Source organism: Solimonas variicoloris DSM 15731 (assembly GCF_000382285.1).
In the GTDB taxonomy this organism is placed as follows: Bacteria; Pseudomonadota; Gammaproteobacteria; order Nevskiales; family Nevskiaceae; genus Solimonas; species Solimonas variicoloris.
The window spans coordinates 157,278-171,540 of record NZ_KB907930.1; the positions used below are offsets into that span (position 1 = coordinate 157,278).

The following is a 14,263-nucleotide window of genomic DNA, read 5'->3' on the forward strand; positions in this document are numbered from 1 at the left end:
CCGCCGCGGCCGCGCCGCTCAGGCGCGGCTCACCACAGCGGCCCGCCGCGGTTGTCGCGCACCTCGGCGCCGCCGATCGGCCGCGCGTCGTTGCCCCAGGCACTGCGCACATAGCTCAGCACCTCGGCGATCTGTTCGTCGCCAAGCGTGGTCGCGAACGGCGGCATGCCGTACGGGCGCGGATTGCCGGCGGTGGCCGGCGCGTAGCCGCCGAACAGCACGATGCGGATCGGATCGACCGCCGAGTTCATCAGCACCGCGCGATTGCCGGCCAGCGCCGGCGCCGCCGGCGCGCGGCCTTCGCCGTTGTCGCCGTGGCACTGCGCGCAGTGCTCGCGATACAGGCGCTCGCCGCGCGGCTTCATCGCCGCGACGACCTTCGGCGGCGGCGGCGGCCGGCCGGACGCCGGCGGTACGCCGCTGTCGTGCAGCGACTTCAGATAAATGGCGATCGCGCGCAGCTCGGCCGGATCGACGTGCTGCAGGCTTTCGTAGACGACCTCGGCCATCGGCCCCATCGCCGTGGCGCGGGCGCTGACACCGTTCTTCAGCAGCGCGACGATCTCGTCCTCGGACCAGTCCTGCACGCCGGCCTCGGCACGGCTCGCCAGCGCCGGCGCGTACCAGTTCAGCACCAGACCGCCGGACGGGTTGTCCTGTGCGCGAATCGCACCGAGCGCGTTGCGCGCCTCGTGGCAGGCGCTGCAATGGCCGAGGCCCTGCACCAGATAGGCGCCGCGATTCCATTCGGCGCTCTGCGCCGGATCCGGCTGGTAGACGCCGGGCCGGAAGAACAGCAGGCGCCAGCCGCGCAGCAGCGGCCGGAAGCGGTACGGGAACTTCAGCTCGTGCGCGCGGTTCGCCTGGCGCACCGCCGGCTGCTCGCGCAGATAGGCGTACATCGCGTCGGCGTCAGCGCGGCTGACGCGCGTGAAGTTGGTGTACGGGAAGGTCGGATACAGCGGCCGGCCGTCGCGGCCCTTGCCCTCGTGCAGCGCGCGCCAGAAGTCGTCGGCGCTCCACTGGCCGATGCCGGTCTCGGCGTCGGGCGTGATGTTCGGCGCATAGAAGGTGCCGAACGGCGTCGGCACGGCGCGACCGCCGGCGTAGGCGGCGCCGCCGCGCGCGGTATGGCAGGCCCGGCAGTCGCCGAGCCGCACGAGCTGCTCGCCGCGGGCGCGCGTATCGGTCGTCAGCGTTCCCGCCGGCAGCGGCGGCGCGTCGCCGTCCTGGCGATCGACCGGGCCGAACAGCCACAGGCCCACCGCCGCCAGCAGCGCCAGCGCGCCGAGCCCGAACAGCGCGCCGAGCGCGCGGCGCTTCATGATCGCGGTGCTCATCGCTTCGCCTCCGTCGGCGCCAGCGCGCTGCCGCATTCGAGCGGCAGTTCGGCGAGCGGCGCGGCCGGCGACGCGTCGTCCGGCACCGGCTGCGTCGCCAGCCAGGCGCTCGCGGCGTACAGGTCGGCCGGCGTCAGGCGGCGCGCGACTTCGGCCATGCAGTCCGGGGCGTGCGCGCGGCGGTTGCCCTCGCGCCAGGCGCCGAGCTGCGCCATCAGATAATCGTGCGACAGGCCGAGCAGGCCCGGCGTCGCCGGCAGGGCGCCGGTCAGGCGCGCGCCGTGGCAGGCGACGCAGGCCGGGATGCGCTGCGGCGCGTCGCCGTCGTTGACGAGCCGGCGGCCGCGTTCGAGCACTGCGGTGCCGACCGCCGGCGCCTGCGGCGGCGGATACGGCAGATGCTGATCGGCGAAGTACTGCGCCATTTCGGCGAGGTAGGCGTCGCCCTGCCGCTCGACCATGTAGGTCATCATCGCGTAGTCGCGGCGGCCGTCGCGGAAGTTCAGCAGCTGGTTGTAGAGATAGCCGGCCGGCTTGCCGGCGATGCGCGGGTAGTAGCCGTCGCTGGTCGCCCGCCCCTCGCGGCCGTGACAGGCCATGCACGGCTGCACGCGCTGGTCGATCGAGTCGAGCGGCGGCGCTTCATTCGCGGGCACGGCCCATGCCGGCCACGCCAGCAGCAGCGGCAGCAGGCCGCGCAGCCAGACCACGGCGCGCACGCTCAAAGCCCCGCGTTGCGCAGCAGCAGGCGCACGATCAGCACCAGCGTGACAATGAAGGCGATCGTCAGCAGCACGCCGATGGCGATGAACGCCGCCGGACTGCCGCGTGCGAAATCGCGCTCGCGCGCCTTCGAGCTCTGCACGCCGAGCATCGCCATCAGCACGCTGCTGATGGTGGCGAACAGGCCGAGCTTGTGCGGCTTCCCGTCATCGTTGGCGGCGGACGGCACCTTGAGCGTACGGTTTTGCATCGACGGTTCTCCTCGTGTCTACATCACGCGCGATGCGAGCGCCGGCAGCTGCTCGATCGCGTCCTCGATCATTTCCAGCGTATGGCCGCATTCGTCGCGGCTCGCGGCGCCGCCGAGACAGACGCGCACCGCTTCCGGCGCCGGCCCGCTGACGGTGAAGGTATCGGCGACCACCACGCCGACGCCGTGCGCGCGCAGATGGGTCGCGAACTCGATGCGCGTCCACGGTTCCGGCGTCTTCAGCCAGAGATGGAACGCGTCCGGATCGGTGACGAACTCGGCGCGGCGCAGGATGCCGGCGGCAAGCTTCTGACGCGCGCGCGACTCCTCGCGCACCGCCTGCGCGGCGAGCGCGGCGGTGCCATCGTCGATCCAGCGCGTGGCCAGCGCCGTAAGGATCGGCGAGGCCATCACCGCCGTCGTGCGCAGCACCGCCGACAGGCGCGCGGTGTAGCGCACGTTCGGCGTCGTCAGGTAGGCGACGCGCAAGCCGGCACCGAGGCATTTCGAGAAGCCGGACAGGTAGAACGTCAGCTCCGGCGCCAGCGTCGCGATCGCCGGCGGCGGCCGCTCCGGCAGGCAGGCGTAGGCATCGTCCTCGATGATCGGCACGCCGTAGCGGCGCGCGATCTCGGCGATCGCCTCGCGGCGCGCCAGCGGCAGCGTCGCCGTGGTCGGATTGAGCAGCGTCGGATTCACGTACAGGGCCTTCGGCAGGTCGGCGGCGCACAGCGCGCCGAAGGCGTCGGGATCGAGCCCCTGGCCGTCGGCCGGCAGGCCGACGAGGCGGATGCCGAGCTGCGCGGCGAGGCCCTTGATGCCCGGATAGGTGACGGCTTCGCAGGCGATCGCATCGCCCGGCCGCGCCAGCACCGTGAACAGCGCCAGCAGCGCCCCCTGGATGCCGGGGCAGACCAGCACGCGCTGGCCGCCGACGCCCGGCAGCTTCAGCCAGCGCGCGCCGGCCTCGCGGTCCTCCGGCGTGCCGCCGAATTCCTGATAGCGCAGCAGTGCGTACGGATCGTGCTCGCGCAGGCTCGCGTAAGCCTCGGCGAAGCGCGCCAGCAGCGCCGGATCGCGCGGCTCCGGCGGCATGTTCATGGTCATGTCGATGAGATGACCGGGCGTCACCGGGCGGCGCACCGGACCGCTGCCGACCATCTCGCGCACCACCGTGCCGTGACCGGGCCGCGCGTCGATCAGGCCGCGCCGCTGCGCTTCGGCGTAGCCGCGCGCCACGGTCGTGAAGTTCAGCTTCAGGTCCTGCGCCAGCTGGCGCAGCGTCGGCAGGCGCTGGTGCGCGGTCAGGTGTCCGGCCTGGATGTCGTCGGCGATGGCGTCGGCAATGGCGAGGTACGCCGGCCGGCTGCTGGCATTGATTGCATGAGCCCAGCGACTTGATTGGTTTTTCGAGCCCATCATCCGATCCACAAAGAGGCGTGATGCACCATGTCGCGCCACATCGAGCGCCATCATAAGTCACGCAGCCTTGTCGCGGAAAGTTCTGCGCTCCGCGGCCCGGCCAGCAGCGTCGGACGATGGCCGGGAAAATTTCGCGGCGCCACAAAAATGTCTCACATTGATTGCATCGTGATTGTCGATCAATGTCGCTTTCTGGCACGTCGGTTGCGCTAAGCCCGGTACGCCCCGCCGAGCCGGCGCGGCGCCACGAACCGTTCCAACCGCCGCTTCAGGAGATCCGCTATGCCCGCAGTCACGTCGCCCGCGCACAAGAAAGGCGACTTCTTCGTCGACTACGAAGAAAAGGTATTCGAGGACGTCAAAGCCAAGCCCGGCGAGAAGGCGCTGGTCACCTTCCACACCGTCGCCTTCGAGGGCTCGATCGGTCTGGTCAACCTGCTGCAGGCCAAGCGTCTGCTGCGCAAGGGCTTCGAGACTTCGATCCTGCTCTACGGTCCGGGCGTCACGCTCGGCATCCAGCGCGGCTTCCCGACACTCGGCGACGAGGCCTTTCCGGGCCACCAGAACTTCAACGGCCAGCTCAAGGCCTTCATGGACGAAGGCGGCAAGGTCTACGCCTGCCGCTTCGCGCTGCAGGCGCTGTACGGCCACGGCGAACCCTCGCTGCAGCCGGGCATCCGGCCGATCAATCCGCTCGACGTGCTCGATCTGATCCTGATCCACCGCAACGAGAACGCCTTCATGATCCACACCTGGACGGTCTGAGCGATTCGCCGAGAGACCCGCGCGCTCCAGCGCGGGATCGACGATCCGGATAACAGAGCGCTCCATGACCCAGACCCCAGTGAAAGTCGCCGCCGCCCAGCTCTCGCCGGTGCTGGGCAGCCGCGACGGCACGATCGCCAAGGTGATCGACGCGATCGCCGCCGCCGCGCGAGAGGGCGCGCGGCTGATCGTCTTCCCCGAGACGGTGGTGCCGTACTACCCGTACTTCTCGTTCATCACGCCGGCGGTGGCGATGGGCCCGGCGCATCTGGCGCTGTACGAGCAGGCGGTGACGGTGCCGGGCGCGGCGACCGACGCGGTCGCCGCCGCCGCGCGCCGGCACGCGATCGTGGTCGTGCTCGGCGTCAACGAGCGCGACCACGGCACGCTCTACAACGCGCAGCTGATCTTCGACGCCGACGGCACGCTGCTGCTCAAGCGCCGCAAGATCACGCCGACGTATCACGAGCGCATGGTCTGGGGTCAGGGCGACGGCAGCGGCCTGAAGGCCGTCGACTCCGCCGTCGGCCGCATCGGCGCGCTGGCCTGCTGGGAGCATTACAACCCGCTGGCCCGCTACAGCCTGATGGCGCAGCACGAACAGATCCACTGCAGCCAGTTTCCCGGCTCGCTGGTCGGGCCGATCTTCGCCGAGCAGATGGAGCTGACGGTGCGCCACCACGCGCTCGAATCCGGCTGCTTCGGCATCAATGCCACGGCCTGGCTCAGCGAGGAACAGGTGGCGTCGATCACCTCCGATCCGGCGCTGCAGAAGGCCCTGCGCGGCGGCTGCTACACGGCCATCGTCTCGCCGGAAGGCAAGCACCTGTGCGAGCCGCTGCGCGACGGCGAGGGGCTGGTCTACGCCGATCTCGATTTCGCGCTGATCACCAAGCGCAAACGCATGATGGATTCGGTCGGCCACTACGCGCGACCAGAACTGCTGTCGCTGCAACTCGACGACCGCGCCGCACAGCCGCTGCACGTGCGCGGCGACGCACCGTCCCTCTTCCCGCCCCTGTCCCGGAGTGCCTGCGATGACGCCCGCCCAGACCCAGCAGCAGCTGATCACCGACCTGCAGTCGCGCGGTTTGCGGCTGGTTGACGAATCGGCCGGCGCGCCGAGCCGCCGCGGCGGCGCCGGTCCGTCGGACCACAAGGCGCTGACGATCGACGGCCGGACCTTCATGGTGCCGGTGCACACCGGCGGCGTCGCCGCCTCGCCGTACGTCGCCGATGCCCCGTCCGGCGACGGCGGCGCCGCGCTGCGCCGCGACGGCGTCGCCGTGGCCACGATCAGCTTCCCGAAGCCGCCGCGCTTCTACCAGCAGCAGACCGCCGACGGCACGCCGTACTGGAAGATCGCGCAGCTGCACGGCAGCGACGTGCTGGCGACGACCGTCCTGCAGACCTGCATCCGCTACGGCCGGCGCGAGACCTCGTGCCAGTTCTGCGCGATCGGCGAATCGCTGGCGCATGGCCGCACGATCAACCGCAAGACGCCGGAGCAGCTCGCCGAAGTGGCGCGCGCCGCGGTCGCGCTCGACGGCGTCCGCCACATGGTGATGACGACCGGCACGCCGAACTTCACCGACCGCGGCGCCGCGCTGCTGGTCGACAGCGCGCGCGCCGTCAAGGCCGCCGTGCCGACGCTGCCGATCCAGGCGCAGTGCGAGCCGCCGGACGATCCGGCGTGGTTCGCGCGGCTGCGCGACGCCGGCGTCGACAGCCTCGGCATGCATCTCGAAGCGGTCACGCCGGCAGTGCGCGCGCGCATCATGCCGGGCAAGGCCGAAGTCAGCGTCGAGCAGTATCTCGACGCCTTCGCCGCCGCCGTGCGCGTGTTCGGCCGCGGCCAGGTCAGCACCTACATCCTCGCCGGCCTCGGCGACACGCGCGACGCGATCCTGGCGATGTGCGAGACGCTGGTCGGCCTCGGCGTCTATCCGTTCGTGGTGCCGTTCGTGCCGATCTCCGGCACGCCGCTCGAAGCGCACCCGGCGCCGGAGCCGGCGTTCATGCGCGAGCTGCTGGCGCCGCTCGGCCGCCTGCTGGTCGACGCCGGCCTGCGCTCGCGCGACATCAAGGCCGGCTGCGGCAAATGCGGCGCCTGCTCCTCGCTCGCCGCTTACGAAACGGACGCGGCGCCGGCCGCGCGCGCCGCGTGAGCCGCGCCGTGCGCACCGCCTTGGAGAGCGGCGAAGCCGGCGCCGTCGCCAGCGCCTTCGTGCCCGGCGAGTTCCGCCTCAAGCACGCGCGGGCGCCGTGGGAGCAGCAGGCCTGCGCGGCGCTGCGCCGCCAGGTGTTCTGCGCCGAGCAGGGTCTCTTCGACGGCGACGACCGCGACGCGATCGACGCGCGCGCGCTGCCGATCGCGGCGATCACCTGCATCGCCGGCATCGGCGAGCGCGTGGTCGGCACGGTGCGCATCCACCGCCCGGCGCCGCAGACCGAACCCGGCCTCTGGCAGGGCTCGCGGCTGGCGGTGCTGCCCGAGTACCGGCGCAGCGCCTGGCTCGGCAGCGAGCTGATCGCGCATGCCGTCGGCACCGCGCACGCACGCGGCTGCACGCGCTTTCTCGCCCAGGTGCAGGTGCAGAACGTCAGGCTGTTCGAACGCCTGCACTGGACGGCGCTGGCAGCGATCACGGTGCAGGGCCGGCCGCACGTGCTGATGCAGGCCCAGCTCGCGCACTATCCGCCGCGCCACGCCGACGAGCTGGCGTTCTACACGGCGACGAGGGCGGCGGCATGATCGACGACGCCCGTGCGCAAGACACGCTCGACGCGCTGGTCGCCGGCCTGCAGGCGAGCCGCGGCGTCGCCGCCAAGCGCGACATCGCCGCCGCGGTCGCCGCGCTCGGCATCGCCGATCCGCGCGCCGCGGTGCCGGTCGGCGACGACTGCGCGGCGCTGGCCGATGGCGACGGCCACCTGCTGTTCGCGATCGAAGGCTTCCTCAACGATTTCGTCGCCCGCGATCCGTGGTTCGCCGGCTGGTGCGGCGTGATGGTCAACGTCTCCGACATCGCCGCGATGGGCGGCCGCCCGCTCGCCGTCGTCGATGACATCTGGGGCCGCGACAGCGGCCATCTGCGCGCGATCCTCGACGGCATGGCCGCCGCATCGCGCGCCTTCGGCGTGCCGGTGGTCGGCGGCCACAGCAGCGCGAGCGCCGCGCAGGAGCAGCTGTCGGTCGCCATCATCGGTCGCGCGAACCGGCTGCTGACCAGCTTCGACGCGCGCCCCGGCGACGCCCTGCTGGTCGCCGTCGACCTGCGCGGCGCGTACCGCGAGCCGTTCCCGCACTGGAACGCGGCCACCACCGCGCCGCCGGCGCGGCTGCGCGCCGATCTCGAACTGCTGCCGGCGCTCGCCGAGGACGGCCTGTGCCGCGCCGCCAAGGACATTAGCCAGGCCGGCGTGATCGGCACACTGCTGATGCTGCTCGAATGCTCCGGCGTCGGCGCGACGCTCGACGTACGCCGCGTACCGCGTCCGCCGCAGGCGCCGCTCGCGCGCTGGCTGCTGCAGACCTTCCCCAGCTACGGCTACGTGCTCGCGGTCGCGCCCGAACACGTCGCCGCGGTGAGCGCGCGCTTTCACGCGCGCGACCTGGCCTGCGCCGTCGTCGGCAGCTGCGACGACACGCGCCGCCTGCAGCTGCGCGCGTACGGCGAGACGCGCCTGGCCTGGGACTTCGCCACGCAGCCGCTGACCGGCTGCGGCCCGGTCGCCGCCGCATCCCCCGTTCCGGAGACCGTCCATGCCTGAAATGCAGTTCCGCGTGCGCTGGCCCGATGCCTCGTCGACGCTCTGCTACTCGCCGTCGAGCACGATCCGCGAAGCCTTCGTGCTCGGCCACGCCTATCCGCTGCAGGAGTTCGTCGCGCGCAGCCGCGCCGCGCTCGAACACGCCAGCCTGCGCGTCGCGCAGAAGTACGGCTTCGGCTGCGCGCACGCCGCGCTGCAGATCCGCGAAATCGAACAGGCCGCCGCGCGCTACGCCGGCGATCCGCACGCCACCGTCACCGTCGAGTCCTACGAATGATCCCGAGCAAGACCACCCCGCTGCATCCCGTCACCGCCCGCCGCGTGCCGGTCGCCATCGTCGGCGGCGGCCAGGCCGGCCTCGCCATGAGCTGGCTGCTGAAGCAGCGCGGCATCGAGCACATCGTCTTCGAGCGCCATCGCGTCGCGCACGAATGGCGCGAGGCGCGCTGGGATTCGTTCTGTCTGGTGACGCCGAACTGGCAGTGCCGCCTGCCCGGCTGGCCGTACGCCGGCCGCGATCCGCACGGCTTCATGCTCAAGGACGAGATCGTCGCCTATCTCGAAGGCTACGCCGCCTCGTTCGCGCCGCCGCTGTGCGAGGGCACCAGCGTCACGCGGCTGCGGCCGCTCGACGACGGCGGCTTCGAGCTAAAGACCACGGGCGGCGACTGGATCGCCGGCCAGGTCGTGATCGCGACCGGCGGCTATCACACGCCGATCGTGCCGCGTAGCGCCGAGCGCCTGCCGGCCTCGGTGCTGCAGCTGCACTCGTCGAACTACCGCAATCCGCATTCGCTGCCCGCGGGCGCGGTGCTGGTCGTCGGCACCGGGCAGTCGGGCTGCCAGATCGCCGAGGACCTGCACCTCGCCGGCCGCCAGGTGCATCTGGCGGTCGGCACCGCGCCGCGCTCACCGCGCGTCTACCGCGGCAAGGAAGTCACCGACTGGCTGACCGAGTCCGGCTACTACGACATCGCCTACGAGCAGCACCCGCAGAAGGAAACGGTGCGCGAGAAGACCAATCACTATCTCACCGGCCGCGACGGCGGCCGCGAGATCGACCTGCGCCGCTTCGCGCGCGAAGGCATGCAGCTGTACGGCCGCTTCGACGAGAGCCGCCGCGACGGCGAGCAGATCGAGGTCCGCTTCATCGCCGACCTCAAGCACAACCTCGACCAGGCCGACGCCAGCTACCTGGCGATCCGCGCCAGCATCGACCAGTACATCGCCGCGCGCGGCATCGAGGCGCCGCCCGAAGCGCCGTACGTGCCGGTCTGGGAGCCGGACGCGGAGCCCACATCGCTGGACCTGCAGGCCGCCGGCATCACGACGGTGATCTGGGCGATCGGCTTCGCCGCCGACTATCGCTGGGTCGAGGCACCGCTGTTCGACGGCCGCGGCCGGCCGGTGCAACGGCGCGGCGTGACCGGGGTCGACGGCCTCTATTTCCTCGGCCTGCCGTGGCAGAACACCTGGGGCTCGGGCCGCTTCGCCGACGTCGGCCGCGACGCCGAATACCTGCTGGAGCACATCGCGCCGGCGCAGCGCGATCGCCGCGCGGCATCCTGAGGGCTTAGCGGCGACGGCGCGGCTGCAGATCGCGCAGCAGGCCCTGCCACAGCTCGATGCGGATCGCGTGATCGTCGCGCAGGCGCCGGCGCGTGCGGGCCTGCAGCGCGCGCTGCTCGCGCAGCAGCTGCCGCCAGCTGCGCGCCTGCCGGGCGACGATCAGGCGATCGCGCAGCGCGCTGGCGTGGCCGTGCAGCGCGTCGGTCTCGTGCAGCGCCAGCAGCGCGACGCCGCCGAGCACGCGGTCGAGATCAAGGAAGGCACGCATGCTCGATCTCCGTGCGGTTGGATGAGCGGCCGGCCCGGCGCCGGCCGGAAACGCAAAAGGGGCCGGGTTGCCCCGACCCCTCCGTGGCCCGCCGCCGCGGATCGCGACGGTCGTGGCGGCGGCGCCCGCAGGCGCCGCCCATGCATCAGGCCGAAGCGGCCTTCTTGGTCGCCTTCTTGGCCTTGGCGACCGTCTTGGTCGCCGTCTTCCTGGCCTTGGCGACGACCGGCGCCTGGCCCTGGATCTTGGCGCTGATCGTCTCGACGCCGCTCTTCAGCGTCTTGGCCAGCTCGTCGCCGGTCTTGCTGACGATCTTCAGCGACTCGCTATAGGCGCCGAGCACCGTGGCCTTGCCTTCCGGCAGATACGCGACGGGGTTGCTGGCGACGGCCTTGAGCCCGTCGGTCTTGGCCTTGGTCACGCTGGCCTGCACGAGCGTCGACAGCTCCTTGCCGGCGCTGACGTTGGTCTGCACCAGCTCCTGCACGCCCTCGACGACGATGCCATTCGCGGTCTTCAGCGTCTTCACGCCGACTTCCAGCGCTTCCTGGCCACGGGTGACGACGACGTCGGCACGGGTCTTCACATCGTTCACGATCGCTTCAACGCTCATTGCTGCTGCACTCCATCTGTTCACTAAAGAAAACGGCCCCGGGCACTCCGCCCCCGCTCTTGTTGCAACGCAACAAATGCTGCAGCACAGCATATCGGCCGCGGTTTTGATGTCAATGGCCTGACATCGTCAGCCGACCAACGGCAGGCCGCGCTGACCCGCCCCCGCACGCGGCCGTACCCGCGCCCGCCCCGGGCGCCCGAAGCGGCGCAAACCTTATGTGTATCCTCCGCCCATGAAACGCTATCTCCAGCAGCTGCGCGACCGCCTCTGGCATGCGCGGCACGGCGAGCGGCCCCGGCACTCGATCCGCATCGGCCGCTACGCCTTCGTGCTCGTCCGCGACATCGCCGAAGGCCAGCTGACGATGCGGGCGATGAGCCTGGTCTACACCACGCTGCTGTCGATCGTGCCACTGCTGGCGCTGGCGTTCTCGGTGCTCAAGGCCTTCGGCGCGCGCGACGCGATCGAACCGCTGCTCGCGCAGTTTCTCGCGCCGCTCGGCCCGCAGGCTGCGCAACTGACGCAGCAGGTCCTCGAATTCATCGAGCACGTCAAAGTCGGCGTGCTCGGTTTCGTCGGCGTGCTCGCGCTGCTGTGGTCGGCGCTGTCGCTGATCCAGAAAGTGGAAAGCAGCTTCAACTACGTCTGGCGCATCGAGCGACCGCGGCCGCTGGCGCAAAGGCTCGGCGACTACTTCGCGGTGCTGATGGTCGGCCCGCTGTTCGTGTTTCTGGCGCTCGGCATCACCGCGTCGATCTTCAACTCCTCGGTGATCGCCCTGCTCGGCGAGTACGAGCCGTTCGGCTATCTGATCTACCTGCTCGGCAAACTGGTGCCGTACCTGCTGATCATCGGCCTGTTCACCTTCGTCTACAGCTTCGTGCCGAACACGCGCGTCAAGCCGCTCGCGGCGCTGGTCGGCGGCACCTTCGCCGGCGTGCTGTGGCAAACCGGCAGCGTCGTGTTCGCCTCGTTCGTCGCCGGCGCAACCAACTACAACGCCATCTATTCGAGCTTCGCGATCCTGATCTTCCTGCTGATCTGGATCTACGTCGGCTGGATGATCCTGCTGCTCGGCTGCCAGCTGGCGTTCTACGTCCAGCATCCGGAGCACCTCAAACCGCGACGCATGCCGCCGCTGCTGAGCGGCCGGCAGATGGAATACCTGGCGCTGATGATCATGGGTGTCAGCGGCCGCCGCTTCGCCGCCGGCGAACCCGGCTACACCCAGGAAGAACTGGCGCTGGAACTCGGCGCCGAACCCGAACACGTGGCCCGCGTCGTCGAACAGCTGATCTACAAGGGCTTGCTGATCGAAAGCGGCCGGACGCGCACGCTGCTGACGCCGGCCATCGACCTCGACGCGGTGCCGCTGGCGCGACTCTGGGCGCTGTCGCGCACCGGCGACGGCCTGCCGCTGTCCAGCGATCCGCTGGCCATCGCAGCGCGCAAGCTGCTCGACGAAGCCGAAGCCGACTTCGCCGAACGCCACGCCGGAACCTCGGTCAAGGGCTGGCTGAAGAGCCAAAGCCGGAATTGAACGCCCTGCCTATAATTTGTGCGGCTTCGCCGCGACCGTACGCGGCGGCCTGACAAGCACATACACAAGGCGGCCCCGAGCCGCACGAACACAACTTCAGAGGACGACCCATGGCGACGTCGACAGCGGCGGGCGAATTTGTCTGGTTTCAGGAATATCCGCCGAGCGTGCCGCGCACGATCGACACCGGCGCGGTCCCGTCGCTGGTCGCCATGTTCGAACAGAGCTGCGCGCGTTTCGGCGACCAGATCGCCTACGAGTGCATGGGCCAGACGCTGAGCTTTGCCGAGCTCGACCGCCTGACGCAGGACTTCGCGTCGTACCTGCAGAACGTGCTCGGCCTGCAGCGCGGCGACCGCGTCGCGCTGATGATGCCGAATCTGCTGCAGTACCCGGTCTCGCTGTTCGGCGTGCTGCGCGCCGGCCTGGTCGTCGTCAACGTCAACCCGCTCTATACCCCGCGCGAGCTCGAGCACCAGCTGCGCGACAGCGGCGCCAAGGCGATCGTCATCGTCGAGAACTTCTGCACGACGCTGCAGCAGGTCATCGCCAACACGCCGATCCAGCACGTCATCACCACGCAGATCGGCGACCTGGCGCCGTTTCCGAAGCGCGCGATCGTCAATTTCGTCGTCAAGCGCGTCAAGAAGATGGTGCCGGCCTGGAGCCTCCCCGGCACCACGGGCTTCCGCGCCGCGCTGGCCAAGGGCCGCGCCCAGCCCTACGCGCGCGTCCAGCTCGGCCCCGACGACATCGCCTTCCTGCAGTACACCGGCGGCACCACCGGCCTTTCGAAGGGCGCGGTGCTGACGCACGGCAACGTCACCGCCAACGTGCAGCAGGTCAGCGCCTGGATCGGGCCGTTCCTCGATGAGGGCAAGGAAGTCATCATCACCGCGCTGCCGCTGTACCACATCTTCGCGCTGGTCGTGAACTGCCTGCTGTTCCTGCGCCACGGCTGTCGCAACGTGCTGATCACCAACCCGCGCGACATGGCCGCCTTCTGCGTGGAACTCAAGCGCAGCGGCTTCACCGCGATCACCGGCGTCAACACGCTGTTCAACGGCCTGCTGCACGCGCCCGGATTCGCCGAACTCGACTTCTCCAGGTTCAAGCTCGCCGTCGGCGGCGGCACCGCCGTGCAGCAGGCGGTCGCCGAGAAGTGGCAGAAGGTCACCGGCGTCGGCCTCACCGAAGGCTACGGCCTGACCGAATGCTCGCCGGTGGTCAGCTTCTCGCCGCTCAGCGTCCCGCAGTGGAACGGCACGATCGGCGTGCCGCTGCCGTCGACGCTGGTCTCGCTGCGCGACGAGGAAGAAAACGAAGTCCCGCCCGGCCAGCCCGGCGAGCTCTGCGTGAAGGGCCCACAGGTCATGCAGGGCTACTGGCAGAAGCCGGAAGAGTCGGCCAAGGTCTTCACCAAGGACGGCTGGCTGAAGACCGGCGACGTTGCCGTGTTCGAGCCGAACGGCTACCTGCGCATCGTCGACCGCAAGAAGGACATGATCCTGGTGTCCGGCTTCAACGTATACCCGAACGAGATCGAAGGCGTGGTCGCCCAGCACCCGGGCGTACTCGAAGTCGCGTGCATCGGCGTGCCCGACGAGAAGTCCGGCGAAGTGCCGAAGGTCTTCGTCGTGAAAAAGGACCCCGCCCTCACGGAAGCCGAGCTGCGCGCCTACTGCCACGAGAACCTGACCGGCTACAAGATGCCGAAGTACATCACCTTCCTGCCCGAACTGCCGAAGTCCAACGTCGGCAAAGTGCTGCGCAAGGAACTGCGCGGCAAGTAAGGCCGTCGCTCCCCGAAGCCGCGCGAGTGCCTCGGGCTTCGCGCGGCTTTTTTTGTTGATGCATGCGAGGGGCGCGACAAAACGCACGCGGCATCACCGACCGAATCAGCCAGTTTCGATTCACGCGCGCGATCAAAGCACGACACGCGCTTGTCGTCGTGCAGGCTGTTTCGATCCACGCGCCCGCGAGGGGCGCGACCCCG

General features: G+C 70.3%; 15 protein-coding genes. 9 read left to right on the forward strand and 6 right to left on the reverse strand.

Annotation, left to right across the window (positions count from 1 at the left end; genetic code table 11):
- Nucleotides 1-29 precede the first annotated feature (29 nt).
- Genes H149_RS0109785 through H149_RS0109800 form a run of 4 tightly spaced genes read right to left on the reverse strand, consistent with a single transcriptional unit; the run spans nucleotide 30 to nucleotide 3,732 of the window.
- Nucleotides 30-1,340, reverse strand: a complete 1,311-nt coding sequence (locus H149_RS0109785) for a c-type cytochrome (RefSeq protein WP_245540494.1) — start codon at nucleotides 1,338-1,340, stop codon at nucleotides 30-32.
- Complete coding sequence (locus tag H149_RS0109790) at nucleotides 1,337-2,065, reverse strand: c-type cytochrome (RefSeq protein WP_020649573.1); 729 nt, start codon at nucleotides 2,063-2,065, stop codon at nucleotides 1,337-1,339. Before H149_RS0109790 ends, H149_RS0109785 begins: the two co-directional genes overlap by 4 nt.
- Entirely contained in the window at nucleotides 2,062-2,313 is a 252-nt protein-coding gene (locus H149_RS0109795) for a DUF2970 domain-containing protein (RefSeq protein WP_020649574.1), read from the reverse strand. Before H149_RS0109795 ends, H149_RS0109790 begins: the two co-directional genes overlap by 4 nt.
- An 18-nt stretch (nucleotides 2,314-2,331) precedes the next feature.
- Nucleotides 2,332-3,732: an aminotransferase-like domain-containing protein gene (locus H149_RS0109800; protein ID WP_020649575.1), complete on the reverse strand. Its 1,401-nt coding sequence runs from the start codon at nucleotides 3,730-3,732 to the stop codon at nucleotides 2,332-2,334.
- A 285-nt stretch (nucleotides 3,733-4,017) separates the two neighbouring features.
- Here H149_RS0109800 and H149_RS0109805 point away from each other — a divergent pair, with 285 nt between their 5' ends.
- The 7 genes from H149_RS0109805 (at nucleotide 4,018) to H149_RS0109835 (ending at nucleotide 9,843) form a co-directional block, all read left to right on the forward strand.
- The gene (locus H149_RS0109805; protein ID WP_020649576.1) at nucleotides 4,018-4,500 is read left to right on the forward strand and encodes an MSMEG_0572/Sll0783 family nitrogen starvation response protein; all 483 of its coding nucleotides are present in this window, start codon (nucleotides 4,018-4,020) and stop codon (nucleotides 4,498-4,500) included.
- 64 nt (nucleotides 4,501-4,564) lie between these two features.
- A complete protein-coding gene (locus H149_RS20505) occupies nucleotides 4,565-5,605 on the forward strand; it encodes a Nit6803 family nitrilase (RefSeq protein WP_039748630.1) in 1,041 nt (346 codons plus the stop codon).
- Nucleotides 5,538-6,668 (forward strand): MSMEG_0568 family radical SAM protein, encoded by a 1,131-nt coding sequence (locus H149_RS0109815; RefSeq protein ID WP_020649578.1) that lies wholly within the window; start codon nucleotides 5,538-5,540, stop codon nucleotides 6,666-6,668. The genes H149_RS20505 and H149_RS0109815 overlap by 68 nt, the downstream gene beginning before the upstream one ends.
- Nucleotides 6,602-7,255 carry an MSMEG_0567/Sll0786 family nitrogen starvation N-acetyltransferase gene (locus H149_RS0109820; RefSeq protein WP_020649579.1) on the forward strand — a complete coding sequence of 218 codons (654 nt, stop codon included), beginning with the start codon at nucleotides 6,602-6,604 and terminating at the stop codon, nucleotides 7,253-7,255. The genes H149_RS0109815 and H149_RS0109820 overlap by 67 nt, the downstream gene beginning before the upstream one ends.
- Nucleotides 7,252-8,274 carry a sll0787 family AIR synthase-like protein gene (locus tag H149_RS0109825; RefSeq protein ID WP_020649580.1) on the forward strand — a complete coding sequence of 341 codons (1,023 nt, stop codon included), beginning with the start codon at nucleotides 7,252-7,254 and terminating at the stop codon, nucleotides 8,272-8,274. The genes H149_RS0109820 and H149_RS0109825 overlap by 4 nt, the downstream gene beginning before the upstream one ends.
- The gene (locus tag H149_RS0109830; RefSeq protein ID WP_026353052.1) at nucleotides 8,267-8,551 is read left to right on the forward strand and encodes an MSMEG_0570 family nitrogen starvation response protein; all 285 of its coding nucleotides are present in this window, start codon (nucleotides 8,267-8,269) and stop codon (nucleotides 8,549-8,551) included. Before H149_RS0109825 ends, H149_RS0109830 begins: the two co-directional genes overlap by 8 nt.
- The gene (locus H149_RS0109835) at nucleotides 8,548-9,843 is read left to right on the forward strand and encodes an MSMEG_0569 family flavin-dependent oxidoreductase (RefSeq protein WP_020649582.1); all 1,296 of its coding nucleotides are present in this window, start codon (nucleotides 8,548-8,550) and stop codon (nucleotides 9,841-9,843) included. Before H149_RS0109830 ends, H149_RS0109835 begins: the two co-directional genes overlap by 4 nt.
- A 4-nt stretch (nucleotides 9,844-9,847) precedes the next feature.
- On the opposite strand, the gene H149_RS0109840 is transcribed toward H149_RS0109835, so the two are convergent.
- Together H149_RS0109840 and H149_RS0109845 are read right to left on the reverse strand one after the other, a co-directional pair.
- Nucleotides 9,848-10,111, reverse strand: coding sequence for a hypothetical protein (locus H149_RS0109840; RefSeq protein WP_020649583.1), 264 nt, complete (start codon nucleotides 10,109-10,111; stop codon nucleotides 9,848-9,850).
- 145 nt (nucleotides 10,112-10,256) lie between these two features.
- Nucleotides 10,257-10,724: a hypothetical protein gene (locus H149_RS0109845; protein WP_020649584.1), complete on the reverse strand. Its 468-nt coding sequence runs from the start codon at nucleotides 10,722-10,724 to the stop codon at nucleotides 10,257-10,259.
- A 235-nt stretch (nucleotides 10,725-10,959) separates the two neighbouring features.
- On the opposite strand from H149_RS0109845, the gene H149_RS0109850 reads away from it, so the two are divergent.
- Together H149_RS0109850 and H149_RS0109855 are read left to right on the forward strand one after the other, a co-directional pair.
- Nucleotides 10,960-12,267, forward strand: coding sequence for a YihY/virulence factor BrkB family protein (locus H149_RS0109850; RefSeq protein ID WP_020649585.1), 1,308 nt, complete (start codon nucleotides 10,960-10,962; stop codon nucleotides 12,265-12,267).
- Nucleotides 12,268-12,377: 110 nt separating this feature from the next.
- Nucleotides 12,378-14,060 carry a long-chain-fatty-acid--CoA ligase gene (locus tag H149_RS0109855; protein ID WP_020649586.1) on the forward strand — a complete coding sequence of 561 codons (1,683 nt, stop codon included), beginning with the start codon at nucleotides 12,378-12,380 and terminating at the stop codon, nucleotides 14,058-14,060.
- Nucleotides 14,061-14,263 lie beyond the last annotated feature (203 nt).

Excerpts from the sequence above, each read along its gene's own strand:
- H149_RS0109820 (WP_020649579.1), top strand. The coding sequence starts at position 6,602 with ATGCGGCGCCTGCTCCTCGCTCGCCGCTTACGAAACGGACGCGGCGCC.
- H149_RS0109795 (WP_020649574.1), bottom strand. The coding sequence starts at position 2,313 with ATGCAAAACCGTACGCTCAAGGTGCCGTCCGCCGCCAACGATGACGGG.
- H149_RS0109855 (WP_020649586.1), top strand. The coding sequence starts at position 12,378 with ATGGCGACGTCGACAGCGGCGGGCGAATTTGTCTGGTTTCAGGAATAT.
- H149_RS0109840 (WP_020649583.1), bottom strand. The coding sequence starts at position 10,111 with ATGCGTGCCTTCCTTGATCTCGACCGCGTGCTCGGCGGCGTCGCGCTG.
- H149_RS0109830 (WP_026353052.1), top strand. The coding sequence starts at position 8,267 with ATGCCTGAAATGCAGTTCCGCGTGCGCTGGCCCGATGCCTCGTCGACG.
- H149_RS0109845 (WP_020649584.1), bottom strand. The coding sequence starts at position 10,724 with ATGAGCGTTGAAGCGATCGTGAACGATGTGAAGACCCGTGCCGACGTC.
- H149_RS0109800 (WP_020649575.1), bottom strand. The coding sequence starts at position 3,732 with ATGGGCTCGAAAAACCAATCAAGTCGCTGGGCTCATGCAATCAATGCC.
- H149_RS20505 (WP_039748630.1), top strand. The coding sequence starts at position 4,565 with ATGACCCAGACCCCAGTGAAAGTCGCCGCCGCCCAGCTCTCGCCGGTG.
- H149_RS0109835 (WP_020649582.1), top strand. The coding sequence starts at position 8,548 with ATGATCCCGAGCAAGACCACCCCGCTGCATCCCGTCACCGCCCGCCGC.
- H149_RS0109850 (WP_020649585.1), top strand. The coding sequence starts at position 10,960 with ATGAAACGCTATCTCCAGCAGCTGCGCGACCGCCTCTGGCATGCGCGG.
- H149_RS0109785 (WP_245540494.1), bottom strand. The coding sequence starts at position 1,340 with ATGAGCACCGCGATCATGAAGCGCCGCGCGCTCGGCGCGCTGTTCGGG.
- H149_RS0109815 (WP_020649578.1), top strand. The coding sequence starts at position 5,538 with ATGACGCCCGCCCAGACCCAGCAGCAGCTGATCACCGACCTGCAGTCG.
- H149_RS0109825 (WP_020649580.1), top strand. The coding sequence starts at position 7,252 with ATGATCGACGACGCCCGTGCGCAAGACACGCTCGACGCGCTGGTCGCC.
- H149_RS0109805 (WP_020649576.1), top strand. The coding sequence starts at position 4,018 with ATGCCCGCAGTCACGTCGCCCGCGCACAAGAAAGGCGACTTCTTCGTC.